The organism is Bradyrhizobium sp. AUGA SZCCT0169 (assembly GCF_018130085.1).
Lineage (GTDB): Bacteria > Pseudomonadota > Alphaproteobacteria > Rhizobiales > Xanthobacteraceae > Bradyrhizobium.
The window spans coordinates 122,779-147,183 of sequence record NZ_JAFCMC010000010.1 but is presented as its reverse complement, the minus strand read 5'-3'; the positions used below and the strand labels follow the sequence as shown (position 1 = coordinate 147,183).

The window sequence follows — 24,405 nt, the reverse complement described above, 5'->3', positions numbered from 1 at the left end:
CTTCCGGGCGACCTCGGAAGTTCAACGCTTTTGCACTGTAGCGTGCATAGCTTCCAAATTGCGCGTAATTTTACGTATCCGGAAATTTACCGAAAGTTGCACAACTGAGCGCTATCCCTGATGGGCGGGTTTACGTTTTTGTAACCATGCCCATCAGGGGATCAGGATGCGGATTATCTCTCTGCGGTTAACTCACAAGATTACCGCGATCGGCGTCGTGGGTGTGTTCGGTGTCGTTCTGATCGGCGGCATCCATATGTATGGCGAAAAGGCCATGGCGGTATACCGCGATGCCGCCGACAAGGCGCGCACCATCGCGGAGTTGAACAGCAAGATCGAAGTCGAATTGCTGGAAGGCCGCCGCGCCGAAAAGGATTTCCTGCTGCGCAATGACGCGAAGAAGGCGGACAGCCAGATCGAGATTGCCAAAGCCGTTGCTGCCGATATCGATGCGTTGCACGGCAAGATCGTCGCCGTCGGCAAGCCCGAACTGGCCCGCCAGATCGAGGCGATGAGCGCCTCGCTGAAAAAATACCAGACGCATTTCACCGCGGTCGTCGAGCAGAAGCGCCAGCTTGGCCTCGACGAAAAATCCGGGCTTGAAGGCCGGCTGCGCGCCTCGGTCCACGATATCGAATCGCGGATTGAGCCGCTGAATGAGTCCGCGCTGCTGATCACCATGTTGAGGATGCGCCGGCTCGAGAAGGATTTCATGCTGCGGCGTGACCGTAAATACGGCGACGACATGAAGAAGCGGAACGTGGAATTCCTCGCAGGGCTGGAGGCTACGAATATTCCGCAAGCGGCGAAGGCCGAGCTGAAGCAGAAGCTTGCCGACTATCAGCGCGATTTCGAGGCCTGGATGGTGCAGGCCCTGATGCTTGCCGGTGAACTCAAGGCGATGTCGGAGGCCTTTGCGGCGGTCGAGCCGGTCATCGATGAGGTATCGAAATCGGTCAACGGCATCAAGGCCGAGGCCGACCGCCTGAACGTCGCCGAACGCGACAGCATTCAGCGGATGATCGAGATTGCCATCCTGATGATCGCCGTGTCGGTTCTGGCGGCGGGCTTCTTCATCGGCAGGTCGGTTTCAAAACCGCTGTCGGCGATGAGGGCGGCCATGATTGAGCTTGCCAAGGGTAATTTCGCCATCGTGCTGCCGGGTCTTGGCCGCGCCGACGAGATCGGGGAAATCGCCCAGGCCGTGGAAACCTTCAAGGTCAACGCCGAGCAGAAGGCACGCGACGAGGCGGATGCCAAGATCAGGCAGGACCAGATCGCCGCCCAGGAGCGCAAGGCCGACATGATCAAGATGGCGGACGCGTTCGAAGGCGCGGTCGGCGAGATCGTCGAGACGGTGTCGTCGGCATCGACCGAGCTGGAAGCTTCCGCCGGCGTGTTAACGTCGACTGCCATCCGTTCGCAGGAATTGACCACCATGGTCGAGGCCGCTTCCGAAGAAGCCTCCGCCAATGTGCAGTCGGTGGCCTCCGCCACCGAGGAACTGACCTCCTCGGTCAACGAGATCAGCCGCCAGGTGCAGGAATCGGCGCGGATCGCCAATGAGGCCGTCGGCCAGGCGCACCAGACCAATGATCGCGTCGGCGAATTGTCCAAGGCCGCCGCGCGTATCGGCGATGTCGTCGAACTGATCAACACCATCGCGGGACAGACCAATTTGCTGGCGCTGAACGCGACGATCGAGGCGGCGCGGGCGGGCGACGCGGGGCGCGGGTTTGCCGTGGTGGCGTCCGAGGTCAAGGCGTTGGCCGAACAGACGGCGAAGGCAACCGGCGACATTGGCCGGCAGATCGCGGGCATCCAGTCTGCGACCGAGGATTCGGTAAGCGCCATCAAGGACATCAGCGGCACGATCGAGCGGCTGTCGGAGATTTCGTCGACGATCGCTTCCGCCGTGGAAGAGCAGGGTGCGGCGACGCAGGAAATTTCGCGCAACGTGCAGCAGGCGGCACTGGGAACGAGCCAGGTCAGCGCCCACATCACCGACGTCCGGCAGGGCGCCAGCGAGACCGGGGCGGCCTCGGAGCAGGTGCACTCGGCGGCGCAATCGCTGTCGGGCGACAGCAACCGCCTGAAGCTCGAAGTCGGCAAATTCCTGAACTCGGTGCGGGCGGCCTGACACCGCCACCGATTTCAGCAGTGGACGATCGCGGCGGGCCCTGAACCGGCCGCTCGCGGCGATCGTCAGCCCCATCAGCCGCGATCCCGCCGCGGCGCTGCCTCACCGAAACCCCAATCGAACCAGTTCCTCGCTCGCAACGTCTCATCACCAGGGGTGGTGGGAGTTTTTTTGCGTCGCCGGTCAGCAGGCGGCCTTAGGAGAGGGAAACCAATGCGATTTTCAGCCAAGTGTTCAGCCAAGTGCCTTGTGACGACCAGCCTCGTCGTGGTTGCGGCGTTGGCCGCAGCACCGGTGCGGGCGGCCGATGTATCAGCCAGTTCGGCCGTCGATGCCGTCACCGTCTATCCCGACGGCGCCAGCATCACCCGGGTCATCACCGTCGATCTTCCGGCCGGCGACCACTCGGCCGTGCTGAAGGATTTTCCGCTGACGCTGGATCCGTCCTCGCTGCGGGTCGAGGGCGAGGCGGGGGCAAAACTCACCATTGGCGCCATCGATGCCAAGCCGCCGCGCGCGGCGCCGCCGGTCAATCTGCCCGAACTCGACAAGCGCATCGAGGCGTTGAAAGACCAGCGCGCCGATCTGCAGGGCGCGATCAATTCAGCCGCGGCGCGACGCAAATTCGCCGAGCGGTTTGCCGATGCCTCGCCGGCCGGGATCGGTGACAAGGGCGAGGCGCGTCCCATTGCCGAATGGCGCGCGGCCTTTGCCGCCGTGGCCGAGGAAGTCGCTACCGCCGACAGCGCGATCCGCGACGCCGAACGCAAGCAGCGCGAGCTCGACCGCGAAATCGCGCGGCTGGAAGCCGACCGGGCGCAGAAGCCGCCGAGCAAGCTCGAGGTCCGGATCGAGCTCGCCGCCGCGGCTGCGACCAAGGCCACGCTGCGGGTGACCTACGCGGTGCGCAACGCGCGCTGGACGCCGCTGTACGATGCCCGTCTCGACACCGGCGCCAGAGACCGCAAGCCCGCGCTCGAACTGGTGCGCCGCGCCGAAATCACCCAGAACACCGGCGAGGACTGGTCGAATGTCGCGCTTGCCGTTTCCACCGTGCGCACCGCGCGCGGCGGCAAGGCGCCGGACCTGAATTCGCTGATCGTGCAATATCCGCCGCCGCCGCGGGCTGCCGCATCCGTCAGCGGCGGCATGGATGCCGCCAAGCCATTGGTACGCGCGGCGCCCGCGCAACGGGCGCCAGAGGCAATGTCCGAGCGTGCCGACGAGCAGCAGGCCGCCGCCGAAGTCAGCGGCTTCCAGGTGGTGTTCAAAATTCCGGGCCGTGTCAGCCTCGGCGCCAGCGAGGGCGCAAAGAGCCTGCGCGTCTCCTCTGCGATCATCGCGCCCGATCTTGCGGTCCGCGCGGTGCCGGTGCTGGATCCGACCGCGTTCCTGGAAGCCAGCTTCAAGCAGACCGAAGACGCGCCATTGCTGCCCGGCCGTGTCGCGATCTATCGCGACGGCGTGTTCGTCGGCCGCGGCCAGATGGCCGCCGCCGGCAAGGACGAAACCGTCCGCCTCGGCTTCGGCGCCGACGACAAGATCAAGATCGAGCGCACGACAATCAAACGCAACGAGGGTTCGGCCGGCCTGATCGTGACCACGTCGAAGACCGACGAGCGCTCGTTCAAGACCACCATCCGCAACGGCCACGACTTCCCGATCAAAGTCGCGGTCGAGGATCAGCTGCCGGTCAGCGAGAACGAAGACATCCAGGTCGAAATGCTGTCATCCTCGACGCCGCCGACCACGACCAACCTGCGCGACAAGCGCGGTGTGCTGGAATGGGCCTTCGAGGCCAAGGCCGGCGAAGTCCGCGACATCGGCTTTGCCTGGCGCGTGCGCTGGCCCAAGGACAAGGGCGTGGTCATGAACCCGGCGGGCTAGCTCGTCATGGCCGGGCGTAGCCGTCTGAAGCACGGCGTCGCTTCCGCTCGCCTATGTCCCGGCCATCCACGTCTTCGTCATGGAGGCAAGCAAGACGCGGATGCCCGGCACAAGGCCGGGCATGACGGAAGGTGAGCAAAGGCCGTGGGGTGCTGGTCTGCATCCCGCGGCCTTGCCGCAGCTTGCGACTTCCTCTCTGATATCGGCATCAAGCTAAGGACCGCCCAACAGGTCCCGCGAACAGGGAGAAGCCACCGATGCCATACCAACACATTCTCGTCGACGATCCCCGGCCGCGGGTCCGGCGCATCACGCTCAATCGTCCCGAAAAGCGCAACGCGCTCAACAACCGCCTGCGGGCGGAAGTGTTCGAGGTGCTGGAACAGGCCGATCGCGATCCTGACATTTCGACCTCGATTATTCGCGGCGCTGGTCCCTGCTTTTCCGCAGGGTACGATTTGTCGGCGGATAACCGCGTCGATCAGCCCTATCACTCGGCTGCCGGCCCTGGCCAATGGTCGCGGCACGTCGTCGAGGGCTGGTTCGGGATCTGGGATCTTGCAAAACCCGTGGTGGCGCAGGTGCACGGCTATTGCCTTGCCGGCGGCACGGAGCTCGCGACCGCCTGCGATATCGTCTATGTCGCGGACGATACGCAAATCGGCTATCCGCCCGTGCGGCTGATGTCGCCGCCCGACATGCAATATCACCCCTGGCTGGTCGGCATGCGCCGCGCCATGGAGCTGATGCTGACCGGGGACGCGATGTCCGGCCGCGAGGCCGCCGAATGGGGCTTTGCGACGCGGTCGTTTCCGCTCGAAGAGTTAGATACGCGCACGCTGGATTTCGCCGAGCGCGCCGCCAAAGTGCCGATTGAATTGCAGCAGCTCAACAAGCGCTCGGTGCACCGCGCGATGGAGATCATGGGCGCCCGCGCCGCGATGCGCGCCGGCACCGAAATCCAGGCGCTGGCGTTCACGACGGAAGCTTCGCGCAACTACATGTCGACATTCCGCCGCGACGGATCGAGCGTAAAGTCACAGCTCGACCAGCGCGACACGACGTTTGGTGATTATCGGACGCGGAAGGAGTAGGTCTCTTCTTACCTCTCCCTGCTTGCGGCCCGCTTGCGGGGAGAGGTCGAAGTTCGCGATAGCGGATTTCGGGTGAGGGGGTACAGGTCTATCAACTGACACTGCTTTCGCGGTGAGAGCCCCTCACCCCGACCCTCTCCCCGTGAAGAACGGGGAGAGGGAGACCAGAGAGCTCACTTCGCCTTCAAAAACTCACCCACTTCCAGCAGCACGAACTCGTTGTCGTCGGCCTTGTTCGGATCGCGGCTCGAGGAGAACGGCAGATTGTTGTCGTTGCCGACGATGATGTGGGTATCGTCGACGCGGTCGACGTTTTCGATGGTGAAGAACGGGAACGTCAGCACGCCGTCATTGAGCGGCTTCCTTGCCTTCTTGTCGGGATCGCGGACCTTCATCAGGTCGATATAGGCGATCTTGCGCACCGGCTTGCCGGCATTGGCGTCGTTAAGCTCGACCTTGTAAACGCGCTTGAATTTGGCGAGGTCGGGGAAGCAGCTTTCGCCGCGGGTGCCTTGCGGGCAGGCCTTGTCCGCGGTGCCTTCGCCATTGTCGCGCTCGATGATCAGTCCGGAGGAGGCGTCGATCATGTTGAAGTCGCCGATGGCGTGGCCGTTGGCCTCGAACACATAGTGCCAGTAGCGCCCGGTGAATTTTTCGGCCGCGACGTCGAATTCGAGAATCCGCGCGGCTTCCTTGCCGTCGACCTTTTCAACGTCCTTTTTCTCGGCGTCCCACAGCGGGCCTTCCAGCAGGCCGTAGAGGAACTTGCCGTCCTTCGATCCGCCAAAGCCTTCATAGCCCTTGGAGCGGCGCAGGTTGACGGTGGTGTAGCTGGCGCCCGGCGCGCCCGGCGACTGCACCGACCAATGGTCCGGCGAACGCACCGGCTTGCCGTCGGCGCTGGTGTCGAACACGGCGAGCACTTTTCCGGTCTTGTCGGCTTTCAGGATATAGGGACCGAATTCATCGCCGATCCAGAAAGTGTCGCCGATGATCTGGAAACCTTCGGTGTCGAAGTCGGCGCCGGTGAGGTAGCGCTTGGCGGTGGCTTCGTGCATGATGCGGAACGGCACCTTCTTGTCGGGGTCATGCAGGAAGACGGTTTCCTGGCGCTCGATCGTGCCGGTCGCCCAGTCGATCTTGTGCCGGTTCAGGTACAGCATCGAATCCGGCGAGTTGTAGCGCGAGCCCATGCCGTTGTCGGTGAGCACCCAGAACGAGCCGTCAGCCATCACCTTGATGCCGGAATGGCCCTGCAGCGGCTGGCCCTTGAACGGCAGCGAGACGCCGGTCGGGCGCTCATAGGATTTTCCCATCACGCTGCCCAGCGCATCGATCCGGCGGCCGGTGGTGTATTTGCCGGCATTCTTGAGGTCATCCGGCGCGTCGGCGGGGGCCTCGACAAAGGATTGCGCTGATAGCACGGCGTGGCCCTTCAGCGTGGCCGGAAACTCGCCTTCGCCTTGCGCAAACGCGGCACCTGTAACCAGAAAGACCGAGGCGACGGAACAGAGCAGTGACATGCGCATGGTAATATCTCCTGTGAGAAACGATGCCGTGTTCTCCGGGGAGCGTGTAACAGCCACCTGACAGTTTTATGAAACACCGGTGATGCCGTTGGATAAAGTTGCGGCCTTACGCCGCCCGCGCGAACGAGGATACTTGGGCGGATCCTTGGGCGGCTACCGGGTCGCGACCGGCCGCATGGTCTGCGGCAGCAGGAACGGCACGCCATGGTCGGTATACTCGACGGTGACGTCCACTTCGAAGATGCGGCGGATGGTTTCGGCCGTGATGGCGTCGGTGCGGCCGCCATCGATCGCCAGCCTGCCGCGGTGCAAGAGCACGATCCGGTCGGCGAAACGCATCGCGAGATTGAGATCGTGCAGCACCGCGATCACGGCAGTGCCGCCCCGCGCGCGCAGCTTGGCGGTTTCCACCAGGTCGATCTGGTGGCGCATGTCGAGGCTCGAGGTCGGCTCGTCCAGGAGCAGCAATCCCGGCCCGTGCTGCGCCTCGCCGCAGGCGAGCTGCACCAGCACGCGGGCAAAATGCGCGCGCTGTTGCTCGCCGCCGGACAAGGTCGGCAATTGCCGGTGGCTGAACCGCTCCAGCCCGACCTCATGCAGCGCCGCATCGACCAGCCGCTGCGCGGCGGCGCGGCTGTTGTCGCCCGCGCCCATCGCGACGATCTCCCCGACCGTGAACGGGAAAGTGACGTTGACGTGCTGCGACAGCATGGCGCGATGCTGGGCCAATTGGCGCGGTCTGTAGGCGTCGATGCCGCGCTGCTTGAGTTCGACATGGCCGCGGGTCGGCCGGAGGTCGCCAGACAGCATCCGCAACAGCGTTGATTTACCCGCACCGTTGGGCCCGACGATCGCGACCATCTCGCCGGCGGACACGCGCAGGTCGATGGCGTCGACCAGGGTCGCGTCGCCGATCCGCAGCGACACCGACCGTGCTTCGAGCATCGGATTCATAGTCCGACCAGCCCGCGCTGGCGCAGCAGCATGGCGAGGAAGAATGGCGCGCCGACCGCAGCAGTCAGGATGCCGATCGGCAATTCGGCAGGCGCAACGATGGTGCGCGCCAGCGTATCGGCCCCGACCAGCAGGATCGCGCCTGATAATACAGAGGCGGGCAGCAGCAGCCGGTGCGCCGGCCCGATCACCAGCCGCAGCAGATGCGGCACCACGATGCCGATAAATCCGACGACGCCGCAGATCGACACCGCAACGCCGGTCATCGCCGATACCAACACGATCGAAATCCGCTTCAGCCGCTCGACATCGACGCCGCTGTGAAACGCCTCGGCCTCGCCGAGCACGAGCACGTCGAGCCCGCGGCCGATCCACAGGCAGGCGATCAGCGCAAACAGCAGCACCGGCGCCAGCGTGGCGACCTTGGGCCAGGTCGCGCCGCTCAGCGATCCCAGTAGCCAGAAGGTGATGTCGCGCAGCTGGCGGTCGTCGGCGATGAACACCAGGAGCCCGATGCCGGCATTGGCGATGGCGGCGATCGCCAGGCCCGCCAGCAGGAAGATCGCAATCGAGGTCCGGCCCGAGCGGCTGGCAATGCCGTAGAGCAGGATGGTGGTCGCCAGCGAGCCGAAGAAGGCGGCCAGCGGCAGCAGCTGGTTCTGCATGAAATGCAGGTTTTCGCCAAGATGGCTGTTGGTGAACACGATGGCGCTGGCCGCCGCAAACGCGCCGCCGCTGGAGACGCCGACGAGGGCGGGATCGGCCAGCGGATTCCGGAACAGCCCCTGCATGATGGTGCCGGACGCGGCGAGCAGGCCGCCGACCATCGCCGCCGCCGCGATCCGCGGAATCCGGATCGACCACAGCACGAGCTGATCGCGCGCCGCCAGCGGATGCGGCGATGCATCGCTCCACAGGCCGAGCGCTGCCGGAAGCCGCGACAGCGGAATTCCCGCTGCGCCCATCGTGAGCGCGATCAGGGCCGCACCGGCGAGCGCCAGCAGCAATCCAGCCAGCGTCAGCGTGGCGGCGGGCCGCAGCGTGATGCCGCTGCGGCGCTTCGCGCTCTCCGCCTCGGCCACGGCGGTCATTGCCGGCAGTTCGCCGTCAGCGCGGCCGGCGTGAATTTTTCCGCCTGCGGCGCCAGCGACGGATAGAGCTTGACCGAGAGGTCGCGCGCGGCGGCCGCGGTGCGCGGACCGAAGCCAAGCAGATAGAGGCCTTCCATTGCAATGAAGGCCTTGTTCGCCACCACAGGCGTCATCGCGAAGGCCGGATGGACAAAGACGGCGTCAGCTTCCAGCGAGCCCTTGCTGCGCTCGATCGAGAGCACCACGTCGGGCCTCGCCGCGACGATCGCCTCGTCATTGATGATCTTGTAGCCGTCATAGCTGTCGATCGCGTTGACGCCGCCGGCCAGCGCGATGATTTCATTCGCCGCGGTCTTCTGGCCTGCTGCCATGGCGCGGCCGTTGAGCATCGACATCACGAACATCACGCGCACCGGCTTTGTCACTTTGGCGCGCAGATCGCGCAGTTGCGCCAGATCGCCGGATACTGCCGCGGTCAGGCATTCCGCCCGCGCATCGGCGCCCATGGCGTGGCCGACCAGCCTGATCTTGTCGAGCAGGCCCTGTTCGGAGAAGGTTTCGGGCACCAGCACCAGCGGCACCTTCGCCGCCTCCAGTACGTCCATGGTTTCCTTCGGCCCCGAGCCTTGCACGGCAAGCACGAGCGAAGGGTTGAGCCCGAGCACGCCCTCGGCCGAGAGCTGGCGCATATAGCCGACATTGGGTTTGTCGCGCAGCGCTGACGTCGGATAGAGGCTGGTCGCGTCGACGCCGGCCAGCCGGTCCTCGAAGCCCAGCGCGTAGAGGATCTCGGTGATGGCACCGCCGATCGAAACGATCCGAGCCGGATCCGAAATCGTGACGTCGCGGTTGCGCGCGTCGTGCACCGTAATGCCCGCCGCCAGCGCGGCGCCGCCAATGGCGAAGGCGCAGGTGGTGGCGAGCAAAGCGAGCGTGCGAGATATCGTCATCCAGATATCACTTGGTCAGGATCAGCTTGTTTTGCGACGTCAGCCGCAAGCGATAGTTCTCTTCGCCGTGCGCAATGATGATCTCGCGTTCGGTTGCAAACAGCTCGCGGCTGTCCAGCCGGTTGCCGCTCATGACCACCGATCGTGCCGCAACAGGGGGATTCCCCGCGCTTCTCGTGGCGTCTTCGAGTTTGTCTCCGGAAGGTGCGGCCATCTAATTCTGTTGTGCCCCAAAGAAGTTCTTATGATCCAACCTTGTATAGTTGGGCCGAAGCGCAATCCAACCGCAGCAATTTACAATAGATATAAAGTGTGCCCTGCGGTCATTGACCGTTCCGGCGTCACCGCTTAACCAATTGTGACAGAATGCGGGCGGGGGAGCCTGCGTTCAAAAAGTGGTAGCCAGCAAGCAGCTCGCACGTCGCGCAGCGCCCGCCAGCCAGACCCAAGAAATTCGATAACAGGTTGGGGTTGTTATGGCTGACGGGGCTAGGTATCCGCGCGCCCTTCTTTTGGGCGCGTCGGTGGTGTCATTTGCGTTGCTGATGGGCGATGCCGCGGTTGCGCAGACCGCGGACACGCAGGAGACCGGTCGTCCGTCGGAACGGAAGAAACAGGCCAAGCGCAAACCCGCCAAACCGCAAGCCGAGCAGCAGGCGGCCGCGCCGGTGTTGAACGCGTACGCGCAGATCGGCCGCGCACCCGTGCAGTCGCTCGACACCATCACCGTTGCCGCATCGAAGACCGAAGAGCGCGCGATCGACGCGCTGGCGCCAGTCAGCGTCGTGACGCTCGAGCAGATTCAGGGACTGCAGCCGAAGCGGCTCGCCGACATCTTCTATAACGTGCCTGGCGTATCGTTCCAGGATCGCGGCGACGATCCGTCGACCTCGATCAACATCCGCGGCTTGCAGGATTTCGGCCGCGTCGCTGTGGTCGTCGATGGCGCCCGGCAGAATTACCAGCGCACCGGCCACAATGCCAACGGATCGTTCTTCCTCGATCCCGAGCTGGTCGGCGGCGTCGATGTTGTGCGCGGTCCGACCGCGAACATCTACGGCTCCGGCGCGATCGCTGGCGTGGTCTCGTTCCGCACCAAGGATATCAATGACGTCGTGCGCCCGGGCGAACGCTGGGGCGTCGACCTGACCGGCTCCGGCGGCACCAACAACAGCCGCGGCCTCGGCTCGATCTTCGGCGGCGTCCGCGCCGATCCCAATGTCGATATTTTCGGCGGCGCGGTTTACCGCACGCAGGGAAATTACAAGGACGGCAGCGGCACCGAGATCGGCAATACCGGCAATGAAATCGCCGCCGGGCTGTTGAAGCTCACGGTGCGGCCTGCCGATGGCCATGAAGTCAAGTTCGGCACCATGTTCCAGGACTACAAATACTCGATCGGTCAGCCGAACCGTGGGCCGACCACCACGGCAGCCCCGCTGGCGGCAATTGCAGGCTCGTCGGTCTATGCATCCGATGCCAAGAACTACCTCGGCACCCTGAGCTGGAAATACTCCAAGCCGGACGACAATTGGTTCGACTGGAATGCGACGGTCTATGGCAACCGGGTCGAGAACGACCAGGTCAAGACCTACAACAACCGCATCACCACCGGCGGCGGCGTCTGCACGCTCGCCAATCCCGGCAACAACATCTCGGGCTGCGTCGGCGACAGGCGCGGCTATCTGCTCGACACCGTCGGCATCGACGTCAACAACACCACGCGTTTCAATGTCGCCGACTGGCGCAACGCGGTGACCTACGGCTTCGACGCGTTCAAGGACGATGTCAGCACGTCCGACAGCCGGGGCAATTCCGAGATCACCACACCGGGCGGCCACCGCAAGGTCTCCGGTGCCTTCATCCAGTTGAAGCAGAATTATTCGACCTGGTTCGAAGCGGTCAGCGCGATCCGCTATGACCGCTACGAGCTTCAGTCGTCCACGGTATCGACGGGCGGCGATCGATTCTCGCCCAAGATCACCCTTGGTGTGACGCCGGTGGCCGGCTTCACGCCCTATGTCAGCTATTCCGAAGGTTACCGCGCGCCCTCGATCACGGAGACGCTGATCGCCGGCGAGCACGCGACCGGCGGCGGTCCCACCCTGTTCCCCTGTCCGGGCGGCACCGCCGGACTGTTCTGCTTCCTGCCCAATCCGGGCCTCCGCCCCGAAGTCGGCAAGAACAAGGAAGCCGGCGTCAACCTGAAGTACAACGGTATCTTCGCGGCCGATGACAGCTTCCGGGGCAAGTTCAACGTATTCCGCAACGACGTCTCTGATTATATCGACCTTGTCGGATCGACGCCGAGAACCGCTATCCTGGTTCCGGTCCCCGGCCTGTTCTCACAATTCTTCCAATACCAGAATATCGCCAGTGCCAGGATCGAGGGCTTTGAGGCCGAGGCGCTGTATGACGCCGGAACCTGGTATCTCGGCGTTGCCGGCCACCTAATCCGCGGCAAGAACACCCAGACCAATGTCGGGCTCTCCACCATCACGCCGCGCAAGGTGACGACGACGGCCGGCGTCCGCTTGCTCGACCGCACGCTGATCCTGGCGGCGCAGTGGGCGTCGTTCGGTGCCAACAACGATCTTTCGGCCGGCTACCTGCCGTCGACGTCGTATGAACTGGTCAATCTGTACCTGACCTGGAATGCGACAAAGGATATCGTGTTCTCGGCGTCGATCGACAATCTCTTGAACCAGTACTACCGGCCCTATGCGATCCCCGGCAGCTCGACCGACGGCACCACGCAGAACGACGTGCTGTTCTCGAGCCCCGGTCCGGGCAGGGTCTACAAGGCCGGCTTGAAAATTCACTTTGGCGGAGCGTAACCAGAGCATTAGCTGACGTTTCAAACTTTAATCTCCACCGGGCCGCGTTGATGCTCCAGCGCGGCTGCGGTGCGTTCGTGTTTTCGTCAAATTCAACTGGTTCGCTCGCAACAGAGACGGACCGCAACAAGGAGATTTCCATGTTTATCGCGATGAACAGGTTTCAGGTGAAGTTGGGCCAGGAGCAGGCTTTCGAGACGGTGTGGGCGACGCGGGAATCCTATCTCGGCTCCATGGCCGGCTTCGTCGAATTTCATCTGCTCAAGGGGCCGGTCGCCGACGACCACACGCTGTATTCGTCGCACACCACCTGGGTCGACAAAGCCGCCTTCGAGGCCTGGACCCGCTCGGAAGAGTTCCGCCGCGCCCACGCGCGCGCCGACAACAAGACCGGCGAAAGCCTCTACCTCGGCCATCCCAAGTTCGAAGGCTTTGAGGTGATCCAGTCCGAGCGCAAAACCAGCGCCGCCGCCTGACGGGAGGCCTGCATGTCGAGCACGCAGAGCGCCGATCTCAAGGCGTATATGGCGGACAATCCGGGCGCGGTGATCGAGGACGTTGCGCGCGAGCGCAACGTCACGCCGCGCGCGGTGATCGAGGCGATGCCCCCGACGATGGTGCGTATCGGTGCCGGCAGCCAGTTCGCCGCCGCGATGCAGGACATCGCCCAATGGGGCGAGGTGACGCTGATCGTCCATACCGTTGATGCGATTTTCGAGTTCACCGGCGCGATCCCGGCGGGCGAGGTTGGCCGCGGCTATTTCAACCTGATGCAGCCCAAGGGCTCTAACAAGGGATTGCACGGCCATCTCAGGCATGAACGCTGCGACGCGGTCGCCTTTGTCGAGCGTCCCTTCATGGGCAAGTCGTCGGCCTTCGTCGCCTTCATCAATGTCGATGGCGGCATCATGTTCAAGGTGTTCGTCGGCCGCGACGAGACCCGCGCGTTGCGCGGCGACCAGTTGAAGCGTTTTCAGTCGCTCGCGGACAGCCTTGCTTCGGCAAAAGCGGCCTGACCATCCGCAGTGTTGTCCGCCGGGAGGTGACCATGCAGCAGAATGTGCGCAAGTCGGGATCGAGAAAGCTGGCGGCCTCGATGGCCGCTTGCATGGCAGTAATTCCGGGGGCGGCGCTTGCCGCCACCGACACCGCGTTGCTGCCGCGCAATCTCTCGCCATGGAACATGTTCGTCAATGCCGACATCGTGGTGCAAGCCGTGATGGTCGGATTGGCATTTGCCTCGCTGGTGACCTGGACGATCTGGCTCGCGAAAACGCTCGAGATCAGGCGCAAGACCGCGACCGCCAGGCGGCGGATCTCCCTGCTCGAGACTGATACGGTGCTCGCCGACGTCGAAAAGCAGTGCCGCAACGGCGGCGACGCGGTGGCGCAGATCGTGCAGTCTGCCGCGCGCGAAGCCAGTCTTTCCGGCGGCATCAATGATGACGGTTTCAAGGAGCGGATCGCGCTGCGGCTGGAGCGGGTCGAGGCCGCGATGTCGCGGCAGATCGCGCGCGGCACCGGCGTGCTGGCGACCATCGGCGCCACCGCGCCGTTCGTCGGCCTGTTCGGCACGGTGTGGGGCATCATGAATGCCTTTATCGGCATTTCGGAAGCCCACACCACCAATCTCGCGGTGGTCGCGCCCGGCATCGCCGAGGCGCTGCTGGCGACCGCGCTGGGGCTGGTGGCCGCGATCCCGGCGGTGGTGATCTACAACCACCTGACGCGCACGATTTCGGCCCACCGCGCGCTGCTCGGCGACGCCTCTGTCATGGTGATGCTGCTGATCAGCCGCGAGGGCGATCGCGGCTCGTTCCGGCTGGCGCGCGCCGCGGAGTGAAACATGGGCGCTAGATTGGGCACACGCGCAAGCTTCGGCGGCCGGTCGCGCGGCGGCGACGACGATCTCGCCGAGAACCACGAGATCAACGTCACGCCGTTCATCGACGTGATGCTGGTGCTGCTCATCATCTTCATGGTCGCCGCGCCGCTTGCCACCGTCGATCTCGGCGTCGATTTGCCGGCCAGCGCGGTCGAACCCGCGCCGCGTCCGGACAAGCCGGTGTTCGTCACGGTCAAGCCGGACCTGTCGGTCGCGGTCGGCGAGGACATCATCGCGCGCGACACACTGACCGCGACGCTTGATGGCGCCACCAAGGGCCGCAAGGACGAGCGGATCTATCTGCGCGCCGACAAGGCCGTCAGCTATGGCGAGCTGATGGAGGTGATGAACCTCTTGCGCAACGCCGGCTATCTCAAGGTCGCACTGGTCGGCCTCGACGGGCGAAGCTGACCGCGATGAACGCGTTCGCGCTGCATGATGCCACCGACCACGCCGGGGTGCGGCGCTGGAGCGCGTCGGGCATTGCGATACTCGCCGCGCATGCCGCGCTGATTGCGCTGTTCATGAATTGGTACACGCCGCGGCCGCCGCCGGGCGCCACCTTGCCGGCGATCATGGTAGACATGTCGCCGGTCTCGGCGGCGCCGCAATCGACTGAGCTGGAGCGCGCCCCTGACCAGTTGATGGAACAGGCCGACGCCTCGCCGCCGGAGCCGGTCAAGCGGCAGGAGGTGGTCGAGGAGCAGATCGCGCCGACCCCGCCGCAGGAGAAGCCCGAGGTGGTGGCGCCGCCCGAGCAGAAGGTCGAGATGAAGCCGGCGGCCGAGCCCGCCAAGCCCGTCCCGACCGCCACGCCGACACCGGTCAAGCCAAAGGTCGTCCGGCCCGACGCGAAGAAGCCGAACCAGGCGACACCCGCGCCACGCACCGCGGCGCCGCCGCGTGTTGAACGCCAGGCCCAGGCCGCCTCCGCGGCCAGCGCCGGTGCATCGGCCTCGGCGCTCGCATCCTATAATCAGCGCGTCCGCGCCCACCTGATGCGTTTCCACCAGTACCCGTCGGCAGCCAACGGCCAGCGCGGCGTCGCGCGGCTGTCCTTTACGGTGAGCCGCAGTGGACAGGTCAGCGGAGGCCGCCTCAGCGGTTCGTCAGGCGTTGCCGCGCTCGACGCGCAGGCCTCGGCGATGATCCGCCAGGCTTCACCCTTTCCGCCGATCCCGTCCGAAATCCCGCAGGGATCGATCAGCTTTACGATCCCTGTGGCGTTTACGGTCAGATAATCGGTCGTCTATTCCTTCACCGCGCCGGTCAGCGACGAGACGTAATAGTCGACGAACAGCGAGTAGAACAGCGCGACCGGCAGCGAGCCGAGCAGCGAGCCCGCCATCAGCGCGCCCCACTGGTACACGTCACCGGTGACGAGTTCGGTCAGGATGGCGACCGGAACGGTCTTGTTGGCGCCACTCTGGATAAAGGCGAGCGCGTAGATGAACTCGTTCCACGACAGCGTGAACGAGAAGATGCCGGCCGAGATCAGGCCGGGCACCGCCAGCGGCAGCGTGATACGCCGCAGGATCTGCAGCCGCGTCGCGCCGTCGACCAGCGCGCATTCCTCCAGCTCATAGGGAATCGACTTGAAGTAACCGATCAGCAGCCAGGTGCAGAACGGCACCAGGAAGGTCGGATACACCAGGATCAGCGCCATCGGCGAGTCGAACAGGCCGAATTGCACGATCACGGTGGCCAGCGGAATGAACAGGATCGAGGGCGGCACCAGATAGGCGAGGTAGATGCCGAGGCCGACATAGGGGCTGCCCTTGAAGCGCAGCCGTTCGATCGCGTAAGCGGCCAGTGTCGAGGCAAACAGCGACAGGAAGGTCGAACAAACCGCCACGAACATCGTGGTCTTCAGCCAGGTCGGATACGCCGTGTTGAACAGCAGATGCTTGATATGCGCGATGGTCGGCGAGGTGATCCAGAACGGATTGTGTTCCTTGTAGTTCAGCAGTTCCGCGTTCGGTTTGAACGAGGTGATCGCCATCCAGTAGAACGGGAACAGCAGGATCAGCACGAAGCACGACAGCGGCAGATAGATCATCATCACCCGCCGCGCGCGGGAATCCCACGACATGGTGTCCGGCGTGGCGCTGGCGACATTGCTGTTGCCCGGTGAGGCAGCTACGTCAGTCATTGGCTTCTCCTTGCTGCCATTTGCGGCGGGCGAGGCCGAAGTAGCTGAACAACGTCGCGAAAACCAGGAACGGGATCATCGACACCGCGATCGCCGCACCTTCGCCGAGCTCGCCGCCGGCGATGCCGCGCTGGAACGCCAGCGTCGCCAGCAAATGTGTCGAATTGACCGGCCCGCCGCGGGTAATGGCATAGACGAGCTGGAAGTCGGTGAAGGTGAAGATGATCGAGAACGTCATCACAATGGCGAGTATGGGCATCATCATCGGCAGCGTGATGAAGCGGAAGCGCTGCCAGGCGGTGGCGCCGTCCAGCATCGCCGCCTCATAGAGCGAGGGCGAGATGGTCTGCAGGCCGGCCAGCAGCGAGATCGCCACGAACGGAATGCCGCGCCAGATATTGGCGACGATCAGCGAGAACCGCGCCGCCCAAGGCGTGCCCAGAAAGTCGACATTGGTGGTGCGGACGTGCAGCACGTCGACCAAAAGATAGGAAATGATCGAGAATTGCGGATCGTAGATCCACCAGAACGCCAGCGCCGACAACACCGTCGGTACGATCCACGGCAACAGGATGATGGCGCGGAGCAGGCTCTTGAGCGGGAAGTGGTTGTTGAGCAGCAGCGCCAGCCAGAAGCCGAGCGCAAACTTTCCGATGGTCGCGATCGCCGTGTAGAAGACGCTGTAGAATACCGCGCTCCACCACAGCGGATCGGTAAAGAGGTACTGGAAATTCTCAAAGCCGATAAAGACGCCACGCTTGCCGATGGTGGTGTCGGTAAAGGCGAGCCAGACGCCGAGGCCGAGCGGGTAGGTGAGGAATACGCCGAGCAGACCGAGCGCCGGCGTCAGGCACATCACGATCAGGAATGGCTTGTAATCGAACAGGCGTGCGATCCAGCTTGGTTGCCGCTGCTCAATGATGCGTCGAGGTCGAGAAGGTAGGGTCGTCACAGACATCAATATTATCCCGATGCGAGCTATGTGAGGCCGTCATTGCGAGCCAAGCGACTTGTCCGCCGAAGCTTTAGCGAAGGCGGAAGCAATCCATGTCTCCATGGAACGAAAGAATGGATTGCTTCGTCGCTATGCTCCTCGCAATGACGGTCGCTCTGTTCGGCGTTACCGGCCCTGTCGCCGGAAATAACGCTTCGCACGCTGCTCGGCTTCCGCGGCTGCGGCCTCCGGCGTCGAGGCGCCGGTTGCCACCGCGGCGAACATCTGCACCGTCACATAGTCCGCACGAACCGCACCGGTGGCAGTCGAAATAGGACCCTTGTAGCCGGCGTAATACTTGCTGTTCATGGTGTTCTTGAAGATTGCGACCTTGGGGTCGCTCGACCACACCGCTGCATCGGCATAGGCCGCAAGCGGTTGCGACCAGTAGCCGCTGTTGGCGTTGAGCCAGGGCTCGTACTGGTCCTTCTCCAGCATGAACGTCAGGAAGGCCTTCGCAGCGTTCGGATACTGGCTGTGCTTGAACAGCATCGCGTTCAGCGTCAGTCCCGACATCGGCGAGACCGGTGCAAGGAACTTCGGCAACAGCTGATGTTCGGAATCGTCGGCGATCGCCTTGGTTGCCGGATCGTTCTTCAGCGAAAAATACAGCGAGACGCCGTTCGCCGTCAGCCCGAGTTCCTGCGAAGAATAGGCGCGGTTGTTGCTGACGTCGTTCCAGGAAGGCGTGCCGGCGATGAAGGTCGGATAGAGTTCCTTCACGTAGTTCAGCGCCGCGATGGTCTCCTTGCTGTTGATGGTAACATTGCCTTCTTCATCCAGAAGCGCGGCGTTGTGCGACCACAACATCCAGTCCGCAAAGCCGTTACCGTCGCCGACGGCATTACCAAGCGCAAAGCCCGCGGGCTTACCGGCCTTCTGCAGCTTCTTGCAGAGGTCGAGGAATCCGGCAGGGTCTTCCGGCGCCTTGTCGAACCCGACGGACTTGAGAATCGACTTGCGATAGATCAACGGGCCGGCGGTAGCACCGAACGGGAGCCCGATCCAGGCGTCGCTCTTGGCTTTCTTGCCGTAAGCCTTCGCAAGGTTCAGCCAGCCGCCGTACTTCTTGCCGATGTAATCGGCGACGTCGCTCAGTTCGACCAGCTTGTCGACATAGATGTGCGGCGCGTCGGAGAAGCCGATGATCATGTCCGGGCCGGCGCCGGAGTTCGAGGTCACCGCGGTCTGCTGGTTGATGTCTTCCCAGCCGACGAAGTCGACCTTGACCTCGACGCCGGTCTCCTTGGTGAACTTGGCGGCATTGGCGCGGAACACGTCCTCGTCGGCCTGCACGAATCGCACCGGGCGCAGCATGCGCAAGGATGCGCCTTTCTCGATCGCAAACTTCGGCGCCGGAACATCGGCGGCCTTGATGGGTGATTGCGCCGATGCGCCGGTGGCGGCGAGCGCGGCGGCGGAAACACCCAGTGCCAGCGCCTCGCGGCGGGTAATGTCGTTCTTCATTATAATCGTCTCCCTGTTTTTCCTGCTCCCGGCGTTGATCGCCGATGAACTCGCGGCCTCCGGTTCCCAGCGGAACCGAAGGGTATTGTTTTCTTCCTGGTGCGCTTTCCCGGGCGCGGACCGCTCTCCGCTTCGCCCGACAACGCGTTCGGCCGTCCTAGCTGTTGGGACCGCGATCCATGCTGACAGGTTGCCAGCGACGAAGCGAGGTGTTTTGCAGCACCGACGGATTGACGCAGCTTACCGGCCACATACCGGACAATACCAGTGACAATTCGTAGCCCACACGGCGCTTGCGCGCTTCGTCGAAACGTGCCGATGCCGAGGCGACATGCGCTGTCAGCGTGACGTTTTCCATCGAGAGCATCGGGTTGTTGTGCGACGGCGGTTCGGTTTCCAGCACGTCGAGGGCGGCGTGCGCGATCCAGCCCTCCTGCAGCGCCTTGATCAGCGCTTCCTCGTCCACGGTGGCGCCGCGGCCGGTATTGATGAAGATTGCGCTCTTCTTCATCTGCTTGAAGTGCTTCTCGCCGAGCATGTGATGCACCTCCGGCCGCGCCGGGGCGTGCATCGAGAGGAAATCCGACTGCGACAGCACCTCCGACAGGGTCGCCGGGAGCACGCCATGGTCGGAAATCAGGGTTTCCTGGATGAAGGGGTCATAGGCGATCATCCGCAGGCCGAACGGCGCTGCGCGCTTGGCGACCGCGCGTGCCACCCGGCCGAACGAGATGAAGCCGAGCGTCTGCCCCATCAGCCGCGGAATCTTCAAAAGCTGTGGCCGGCCCTCCGACCAGCGGCCGGTGCGGACCATCTTGTCCTGCTCGACCAGGCGGCGGAAGCCCGAGAGCAGCAGCATCATGGCGTGATCGGCGACCTCCTCGATGAAGGTGTCGGGGATGTTGGTGACGGGGATGCCGCGGGCGGTAGCGGCTTTGACGTCGACGCTGTCGACCCCGACGCTGCCGAGCGTGATGACCTTGCAATTATCGAGCGCGTCGATGACCGTTTTCGAGATCCGCATGCCCTTGGCGTAGATGGCGTCGGCGGTGCGGGCGGCGGCGATGAATTCCGCCTCGTTGGCCGGCGCCTCGATGATCTCGGCCCCGATTGGCTCGAGCGCCTCCATTTCATAGTCGTAGCCGCCGCCGGCGACCGTGAAACTCGCGCCTTTCGGCGTCAATATCCTGAATTTCGGCATTTCCTGCTCCCGATTTGACTCTTCGGTGTTGATTATGGCTGCGGCGGCGTGCCGCGGCCCCCGAATTATAAACGTCCTGATCAGCTTCTCGCACAATCCCGCAGCATAGAGACCAATGCTTTTTGCATGTCCGGGCTTCTACGGAGCGGCATCGTAACAAAGCGCTAAAGGCTCGCACGATAACGTGCGGCGAATCAATTCGCCAATCGCGTCCCGCGTGCATTCCCCGGAGATTCCCCTGTGAAGCTGTCAAATCTGAAGATCACCCCCAAGCTCGGTATCTTGGTGGGGGTGACGCTGCTCGGCCTGTGCGCGGCCGGCGTGCTCGCGGGCCACCTGATGCAGCGCGAGATGCTGAACGCGCGCATCGACCAGACCAGGGCGATCGTCGAAATGGCGCGCAACATGGCGCTGGGGCTGCAAAAGCAGGTTGAAGCGGGCCAGCTCACCAAGGAAGCGGCGATCGCCGAATTCGGCCGCCGCGGCGTTACGCTGACCTTCGACAAGGGCTCAGGCTACGTGTTCGCCTATACGATGGATGGCGTCGCGGTGGTGACGCCGGATCCCAAGCAGATCGGTCAGAACCGCCTCGACGTCGAGACCAACGGCAGAAAACTCGCGCGCGAGTTGCGCGACGGCGTCGCGGCCAAGGGCGAAGTGACCTTGCCCTACGAATACATGAAACCCGGCCAGGAGACATTGATCCGCAAGGTTTCCTACGCGGTCGGAATCCCCGGCTGGAACATGTTCGTCGGCACCGGCGCCTATCTGGACGATCTCGACGCCAAGATGAAGCCGATCGCGTGGCTGCTGGGGCTTGCCATTCTCGGCATCGCCGTGATCGCGGGCAGCATCGCCTGGATGATCGGCCGCAGCATCTCAAAGCCGCTCGGCGAACTCGGCGCCCGCATGCAGGCGCTGGCCGATGGCAAGATCGACGGTGAAATTCCCGGTCTCGGGCGCGGCGATGAGGTCGGCGCGATGGCGGCAACCGTGCAGATCTTCAAGGACAATGCGGTGCGGATCCGCGGCCTCGAACAGGCCGAAGCGGCGACGCAGGCGCGTGCGGCAGCCGAACGGCGGACCGCGATGGAGAACATCGCCAGCGATTTCGAGCGCAGCGTCAACGGCATCGTCCGCTCGGTGTCGACGGCCGCCGCCGGCATGCAGACCACGGCGCAATCGATGACGGCGACCGCCAGCGACGCCAGCGCGCGCGCCGCCACGGTTGGCGCGGCATCGGAAAGCTCGTCGAACAATGTCGGCACGGTCGCAGCCGCAGCCGAAGAGCTGTCGAGCTCGGTGGCCGAGATCTCCCGCCAGGTGGCGCGTTCGAGCGAAATCGCCAGCAAGGCGGTGGGCGATGCCGAGCGCACCAACTCCACCGTCCAGGCGCTCTCCACCGGTGCCGAGAAGATCGGCGAGGTCGTCAAACTGATTCACTCGATCGCCGCGCAGACCAATCTGTTGGCGCTCAATGCGACGATCGAAGCGGCGCGTGCCGGCGAATCCGGCCGCGGCTTTGCGGTCGTCGCCTCCGAAGTGAAGGCTTTGGCCAACCAGACCGCGAAGGCGACCGAGGAAATCTCGGCCCAGGTGGCGGCAATGCAGGCTTCCACCAGCGAGGCGGTCTCCTCGATCGGCGGCATCACCGAAACCATCGCGCAAATGAGCGAGATCACCGTGAGCATCTCGACCTCGATCGAACAGCAGGGCGACGCGACGCGCGAGATCGCGCGCAACATCCAGTCGGTGGCGGCGGGATCGAGCGAGATCAGCGCCCATATCGGCGGCGTCACCACGGCGGCGGCAGCCACCGGCAAGGCGGCGTCCGACGTGCTCTCGAACGCGCGCGAACTCGACAATCAGTCCGGCATGCTGCGCAACGCGGTCGACGAGTTCCTCGTCAAGGTGCGGGCGGCGTAAGACGCGGGTCGTAGGGTGGGTTAGGCGAAGCCGTAACCCACCGCCGATTGTGAAGACCAAAATGGTGGGTTACGCTTCGCTAACCCACCCTACGCTCTCACTGCTTCTCGATGCCCGCATCCGCGATCAGCTTTTCCCACAGCACCAGCTGCTCTTTCAGGAACGCGTCGAACTCTTCCGGCGTGCTCGAGAAGGCCTCCATGCCGCGCTCGGCGAGCTGGCTCTTGGTGTCCGGCCGCTCGACGATCTTGCGGATTTCCGCGTTCAGCCTGGTGACCATGTCCTTCGGCATATTGGCCGGGCCGAAATAGCCCTGCCATGAGCTGATGTCGAAACCCTTCACTGTGGCGTCCATGGTGGGCAGATGCGGCAGCAGGGCGGAGGGCTTTTTGGTGGTGACGGCCAGCGACTTGAGTGCCTTGCCGTTGACGTGCGGCAATCCGGTCAGGACGTCGATGAACATCATCGAGACGCGGCCGGCGATCACGTCGGTCAGCGCCGGCGGCGAACTCTTGTAGGGGACGTGCAGCAGGTCGATGCCGGCGAGGCGGGCAAAGGTCGCGCCGGAGACGATCGCCGACGAACTGCCGCTGGCGTAGGAGTATTTGCCCGGCTCCTTCTTCGCCAGCGCGATCAGCTCGGCGACCGAATTGGCGGGAATGTCGGGGTGGATCACCAGCATGAAGGGCAGGTCGCCGGTCCGCGCGATCGGCGTGAAATCCTTGATCGGATCGTAGTTCATGGTCTTGAGCAGATACGGATTGGCCGAATGCGTGGTGTTGGTCGTCACGAACAGCGTGTAGCCGTCCGGCGCCGAACGCGCGACATAGCTCGCCGCGATCGAGCCATTGGCGCCCGCCTTGTTCTCGATCACCATGCCGACGCCGAGCGCGGTGCCGAGTTCCTTGGAGATGATCCGCGTCGTGGTGTCGGTGCCGCTGCCGGCGGCGAATGGCAGCACCAGCGTGATGTTGCGGTTCGGATACGGAGCCTGCGCGGACGCCGTCGATGCCAGCGCGAACAGCAAGGATGTTGCCGCCGCCATGCGCCGGTATCGTTTCAAGGACGCGATCATAGGGTCGTTTCTCCCGTTTGGTTTTTTGAGGGGTTGGCGGGCAAGCTAGCCTGCCCGGAGGGAAAGCGGAAGCGGTACAGCGCCGCATATCGATTGCGTTCCCCGGCTGCTGCGCAGCACGTCCGGGACACGGAATTCATGGCCTCGCCGAGGCCCGCCGCGACGCGATCACGACGCCGGCCAGCACCAGCGCATAGCCGACGAGGTGAAACAGCCGCAATTGCTCGCCGAGCAGCAGGATCGCCATCGCCGAGCCGAACACCGGCACCAGGTGGAAGAACGGCGCGGCGCGGTTCGGTCCGATCAGCGCCAGGCCGCGGTTGAAGAACGTGTAGGCCAGCGTCGAGGGAAAGATCAGGACATAGGCCAATGTAGCCAGCGTCAGGAAATCGAATTTCAGCACGGCGCCGGTCGAAAACTCCCAGACCGAGAACGGCACCAGCATCAGCGCGCCGCAGCAGGTAGTGAAGGAGATCAGCGACAATTGATGCGTCACCGGGCGGCGCAGCATCAGCGCCGAGTAAAGCCCGAACGACACCAGCGATGAGCCAAACATCACGTCGCCCTTGTTGAAGCTGATGCTGGCGAGCGCCGAGAAATCGCCGCGCAGGATGATGGTCAGGACGCCGATCAGCGAAAGGGCAATGCCGGCCAGCTGCGCGCCGGTCAGCCGCACGCCGAACAGGACCAGCGACCACATCGCCACGAACAGCGGGCCGGACGACTGGATCAGCAGCGCGTTCAGCGCCTGGGTGTATTGCATCGCCCAGAAGGAGATCGCGTTGTTGTAGGCAAAGCCGATCAGCGAGAGGAACAGCATCAGCGGCAGATGGGCGCGCAGCGTCGGCCAGTCGCGCTTGAGATGCGGCCAGGCGAACGGCAGCAGGATCAGGAAGACGCCGAACCAGCGGATCGTGGTCAGCGTGATCGGCGGCACGTGGTCGCCGACATGCCGGGCCAGCACGATGTTACCGGCCCAGAACAGCGAAGTCAGGGTCAGCAGGACGTAAGGCTGGTTGTTGAGCCAGCCGACCGGATCGCGGGTGGGCGGCAGTGGCGCGGGGCTGGTCATCGTCTCGCGGGAGTTGTGCCGGATTTTCGCCGCGCGACAAGTCCCGAGTCTGCAATGCTACTATGGCTGCAATGCTAATGTTCTGATTGGTCTGAACCGGCCGGGAGCAAGTCATGGGCGTCTGTCGTCATGGCCGGGCTTGTCCCGGCCA

The 24,405-nt window shown here is 64.1% G+C and carries 21 protein-coding genes; 10 read left to right on the top strand and 11 right to left on the bottom strand.

Features of this window, described 5'->3' with window-relative positions:
• Nucleotides 1–166 precede the first annotated feature (166 nt).
• The 3 genes from JQ609_RS14620 to JQ609_RS14610 all read left to right on the top strand — a co-directional run bounded on the left by JQ609_RS14620 (nt 167) and on the right by JQ609_RS14610 (nt 5,121).
• Complete coding sequence (locus tag JQ609_RS14620) at nt 167–2,140, top strand: methyl-accepting chemotaxis protein (RefSeq protein ID WP_212207239.1); 1,974 nt, start codon at nt 167–169, stop codon at nt 2,138–2,140.
• 213 nt (nt 2,141–2,353) lie between these two features.
• The gene (locus JQ609_RS14615) at nt 2,354–4,027 is read left to right on the top strand and encodes a mucoidy inhibitor MuiA family protein (RefSeq protein WP_212207240.1); all 1,674 of its coding nucleotides are present in this window, start codon (nt 2,354–2,356) and stop codon (nt 4,025–4,027) included.
• A gap of 257 nt (nt 4,028–4,284) precedes the next feature.
• Complete coding sequence (locus tag JQ609_RS14610) at nt 4,285–5,121, top strand: enoyl-CoA hydratase-related protein (RefSeq protein WP_212273907.1); 837 nt, start codon at nt 4,285–4,287, stop codon at nt 5,119–5,121.
• Between the two features lie 173 nt (nt 5,122–5,294).
• On the opposite strand, the gene JQ609_RS14605 is transcribed toward JQ609_RS14610, so the two are convergent.
• From JQ609_RS14605 to JQ609_RS35075, 5 genes are all read right to left on the bottom strand, one after another.
• Nucleotides 5,295–6,650, bottom strand: coding sequence for an esterase-like activity of phytase family protein (locus JQ609_RS14605; protein WP_212273906.1), 1,356 nt, complete (start codon nt 6,648–6,650; stop codon nt 5,295–5,297).
• Nucleotides 6,651–6,803: 153 nt separating this feature from the next.
• Nucleotides 6,804–7,604 (bottom strand): heme ABC transporter ATP-binding protein, encoded by an 801-nt coding sequence (locus JQ609_RS14600; RefSeq protein WP_212207243.1) that lies wholly within the window; start codon nt 7,602–7,604, stop codon nt 6,804–6,806.
• Nucleotides 7,601–8,695: an iron ABC transporter permease gene (locus JQ609_RS14595; RefSeq protein ID WP_212273905.1), complete on the bottom strand. Its 1,095-nt coding sequence runs from the start codon at nt 8,693–8,695 to the stop codon at nt 7,601–7,603. Before JQ609_RS14595 ends, JQ609_RS14600 begins: the two co-directional genes overlap by 4 nt.
• Nucleotides 8,692–9,645, bottom strand: coding sequence for a hemin ABC transporter substrate-binding protein (locus JQ609_RS14590; RefSeq protein ID WP_212273904.1), 954 nt, complete (start codon nt 9,643–9,645; stop codon nt 8,692–8,694). Before JQ609_RS14590 ends, JQ609_RS14595 begins: the two co-directional genes overlap by 4 nt.
• A 7-nt stretch (nt 9,646–9,652) precedes the next feature.
• Nucleotides 9,653–9,859: a hemin uptake protein HemP gene (locus JQ609_RS35075; protein ID WP_249127990.1), complete on the bottom strand. Its 207-nt coding sequence runs from the start codon at nt 9,857–9,859 to the stop codon at nt 9,653–9,655.
• A gap of 262 nt (nt 9,860–10,121) precedes the next feature.
• Here JQ609_RS35075 and JQ609_RS14580 point away from each other — a divergent pair, with 262 nt between their 5' ends.
• The 6 genes from JQ609_RS14580 to JQ609_RS14555 all read left to right on the top strand — a co-directional run bounded on the left by JQ609_RS14580 (nt 10,122) and on the right by JQ609_RS14555 (nt 15,608).
• Nucleotides 10,122–12,482: a TonB-dependent hemoglobin/transferrin/lactoferrin family receptor gene (locus JQ609_RS14580; protein ID WP_212273903.1), complete on the top strand. Its 2,361-nt coding sequence runs from the start codon at nt 10,122–10,124 to the stop codon at nt 12,480–12,482.
• A gap of 140 nt (nt 12,483–12,622) precedes the next feature.
• Nucleotides 12,623–12,958, top strand: coding sequence for an antibiotic biosynthesis monooxygenase (locus JQ609_RS14575; protein ID WP_212273902.1), 336 nt, complete (start codon nt 12,623–12,625; stop codon nt 12,956–12,958).
• 12 nt (nt 12,959–12,970) lie between these two features.
• The gene (gene hutX, locus JQ609_RS14570; protein WP_212273901.1) at nt 12,971–13,498 is read left to right on the top strand and encodes a heme utilization cystosolic carrier protein HutX; all 528 of its coding nucleotides are present in this window, start codon (nt 12,971–12,973) and stop codon (nt 13,496–13,498) included.
• A gap of 80 nt (nt 13,499–13,578) precedes the next feature.
• Nucleotides 13,579–14,325: a tonB-system energizer ExbB gene (gene exbB / locus JQ609_RS14565; protein ID WP_212273954.1), complete on the top strand. Its 747-nt coding sequence runs from the start codon at nt 13,579–13,581 to the stop codon at nt 14,323–14,325.
• A gap of 3 nt (nt 14,326–14,328) precedes the next feature.
• The gene (gene exbD, locus JQ609_RS14560; protein WP_192737601.1) at nt 14,329–14,778 is read left to right on the top strand and encodes a TonB system transport protein ExbD; all 450 of its coding nucleotides are present in this window, start codon (nt 14,329–14,331) and stop codon (nt 14,776–14,778) included.
• A 5-nt stretch (nt 14,779–14,783) separates the two neighbouring features.
• Nucleotides 14,784–15,608: an energy transducer TonB gene (locus tag JQ609_RS14555; RefSeq protein WP_212273900.1), complete on the top strand. Its 825-nt coding sequence runs from the start codon at nt 14,784–14,786 to the stop codon at nt 15,606–15,608.
• Between the two features lie 8 nt (nt 15,609–15,616).
• Here the strand turns inward: JQ609_RS14555 and JQ609_RS14550 are convergent, their stop codons facing one another.
• The 4 genes from JQ609_RS14550 to JQ609_RS14535 form a co-directional block, all read right to left on the bottom strand.
• A complete protein-coding gene (locus JQ609_RS14550) occupies nt 15,617–16,519 on the bottom strand; it encodes a carbohydrate ABC transporter permease (RefSeq protein WP_212207252.1) in 903 nt (300 codons plus the stop codon).
• Entirely contained in the window at nt 16,512–17,477 is a 966-nt protein-coding gene (locus JQ609_RS14545) for a carbohydrate ABC transporter permease (protein ID WP_212207253.1), read from the bottom strand. The genes JQ609_RS14550 and JQ609_RS14545 overlap by 8 nt, the downstream gene beginning before the upstream one ends.
• 162 nt (nt 17,478–17,639) lie before the next feature.
• The gene (locus tag JQ609_RS14540) at nt 17,640–18,980 is read right to left on the bottom strand and encodes an ABC transporter substrate-binding protein (protein ID WP_212207254.1); all 1,341 of its coding nucleotides are present in this window, start codon (nt 18,978–18,980) and stop codon (nt 17,640–17,642) included.
• Between the two features lie 157 nt (nt 18,981–19,137).
• Entirely contained in the window at nt 19,138–20,181 is a 1,044-nt protein-coding gene (locus JQ609_RS14535) for a C-terminal binding protein (RefSeq protein WP_212207255.1), read from the bottom strand.
• Nucleotides 20,182–20,421: 240 nt separating this feature from the next.
• Between JQ609_RS14535 and JQ609_RS14530 the strand changes: the two genes are divergently transcribed.
• A complete protein-coding gene (locus tag JQ609_RS14530; RefSeq protein ID WP_212207256.1) occupies nt 20,422–22,107 on the top strand; it encodes a methyl-accepting chemotaxis protein in 1,686 nt (561 codons plus the stop codon).
• A 97-nt stretch (nt 22,108–22,204) separates the two neighbouring features.
• Here JQ609_RS14530 and JQ609_RS14525 read toward each other — a convergent pair whose 3' ends face one another.
• On the bottom strand, nt 22,205–23,182 hold the full coding sequence (locus JQ609_RS14525) for a tripartite tricarboxylate transporter substrate binding protein (RefSeq protein WP_212273899.1): 978 nt from the start codon (nt 23,180–23,182) through the stop codon (nt 22,205–22,207).
• Nucleotides 23,183–23,318: 136 nt separating this feature from the next.
• Nucleotides 23,319–24,254 (bottom strand): DMT family transporter, encoded by a 936-nt coding sequence (locus tag JQ609_RS14520; protein ID WP_212273898.1) that lies wholly within the window; start codon nt 24,252–24,254, stop codon nt 23,319–23,321.
• Nucleotides 24,255–24,405: the final 151 nt, after the last annotated feature.

Excerpts from the sequence above, each read along its gene's own strand:
- JQ609_RS14610 (WP_212273907.1), top strand. The coding sequence starts at position 4,285 with ATGCCATACCAACACATTCTCGTCGACGATCCCCGGCCGCGGGTCCGG.
- JQ609_RS14620 (WP_212207239.1), top strand. The coding sequence starts at position 167 with ATGCGGATTATCTCTCTGCGGTTAACTCACAAGATTACCGCGATCGGC.
- JQ609_RS14555 (WP_212273900.1), top strand. The coding sequence starts at position 14,784 with ATGAACGCGTTCGCGCTGCATGATGCCACCGACCACGCCGGGGTGCGG.
- JQ609_RS35075 (WP_249127990.1), bottom strand. The coding sequence starts at position 9,859 with ATGGCCGCACCTTCCGGAGACAAACTCGAAGACGCCACGAGAAGCGCG.
- JQ609_RS14600 (WP_212207243.1), bottom strand. The coding sequence starts at position 7,604 with ATGAATCCGATGCTCGAAGCACGGTCGGTGTCGCTGCGGATCGGCGAC.
- JQ609_RS14550 (WP_212207252.1), bottom strand. The coding sequence starts at position 16,519 with ATGACTGACGTAGCTGCCTCACCGGGCAACAGCAATGTCGCCAGCGCC.
- JQ609_RS14590 (WP_212273904.1), bottom strand. The coding sequence starts at position 9,645 with ATGACGATATCTCGCACGCTCGCTTTGCTCGCCACCACCTGCGCCTTC.
- JQ609_RS14545 (WP_212207253.1), bottom strand. The coding sequence starts at position 17,477 with ATGTCTGTGACGACCCTACCTTCTCGACCTCGACGCATCATTGAGCAG.
- JQ609_RS14525 (WP_212273899.1), bottom strand. The coding sequence starts at position 23,182 with ATGATCGCGTCCTTGAAACGATACCGGCGCATGGCGGCGGCAACATCC.
- JQ609_RS14540 (WP_212207254.1), bottom strand. The coding sequence starts at position 18,980 with ATGAAGAACGACATTACCCGCCGCGAGGCGCTGGCACTGGGTGTTTCC.
- exbD (WP_192737601.1), top strand. The coding sequence starts at position 14,329 with ATGGGCGCTAGATTGGGCACACGCGCAAGCTTCGGCGGCCGGTCGCGC.
- JQ609_RS14520 (WP_212273898.1), bottom strand. The coding sequence starts at position 24,254 with ATGACCAGCCCCGCGCCACTGCCGCCCACCCGCGATCCGGTCGGCTGG.
- JQ609_RS14605 (WP_212273906.1), bottom strand. The coding sequence starts at position 6,650 with ATGCGCATGTCACTGCTCTGTTCCGTCGCCTCGGTCTTTCTGGTTACA.
- JQ609_RS14615 (WP_212207240.1), top strand. The coding sequence starts at position 2,354 with ATGCGATTTTCAGCCAAGTGTTCAGCCAAGTGCCTTGTGACGACCAGC.
- JQ609_RS14580 (WP_212273903.1), top strand. The coding sequence starts at position 10,122 with ATGGCTGACGGGGCTAGGTATCCGCGCGCCCTTCTTTTGGGCGCGTCG.
- hutX (WP_212273901.1), top strand. The coding sequence starts at position 12,971 with ATGTCGAGCACGCAGAGCGCCGATCTCAAGGCGTATATGGCGGACAAT.
- JQ609_RS14595 (WP_212273905.1), bottom strand. The coding sequence starts at position 8,695 with ATGACCGCCGTGGCCGAGGCGGAGAGCGCGAAGCGCCGCAGCGGCATC.
- JQ609_RS14535 (WP_212207255.1), bottom strand. The coding sequence starts at position 20,181 with ATGCCGAAATTCAGGATATTGACGCCGAAAGGCGCGAGTTTCACGGTC.
- JQ609_RS14575 (WP_212273902.1), top strand. The coding sequence starts at position 12,623 with ATGTTTATCGCGATGAACAGGTTTCAGGTGAAGTTGGGCCAGGAGCAG.
- exbB (WP_212273954.1), top strand. The coding sequence starts at position 13,579 with ATGGCCGCTTGCATGGCAGTAATTCCGGGGGCGGCGCTTGCCGCCACC.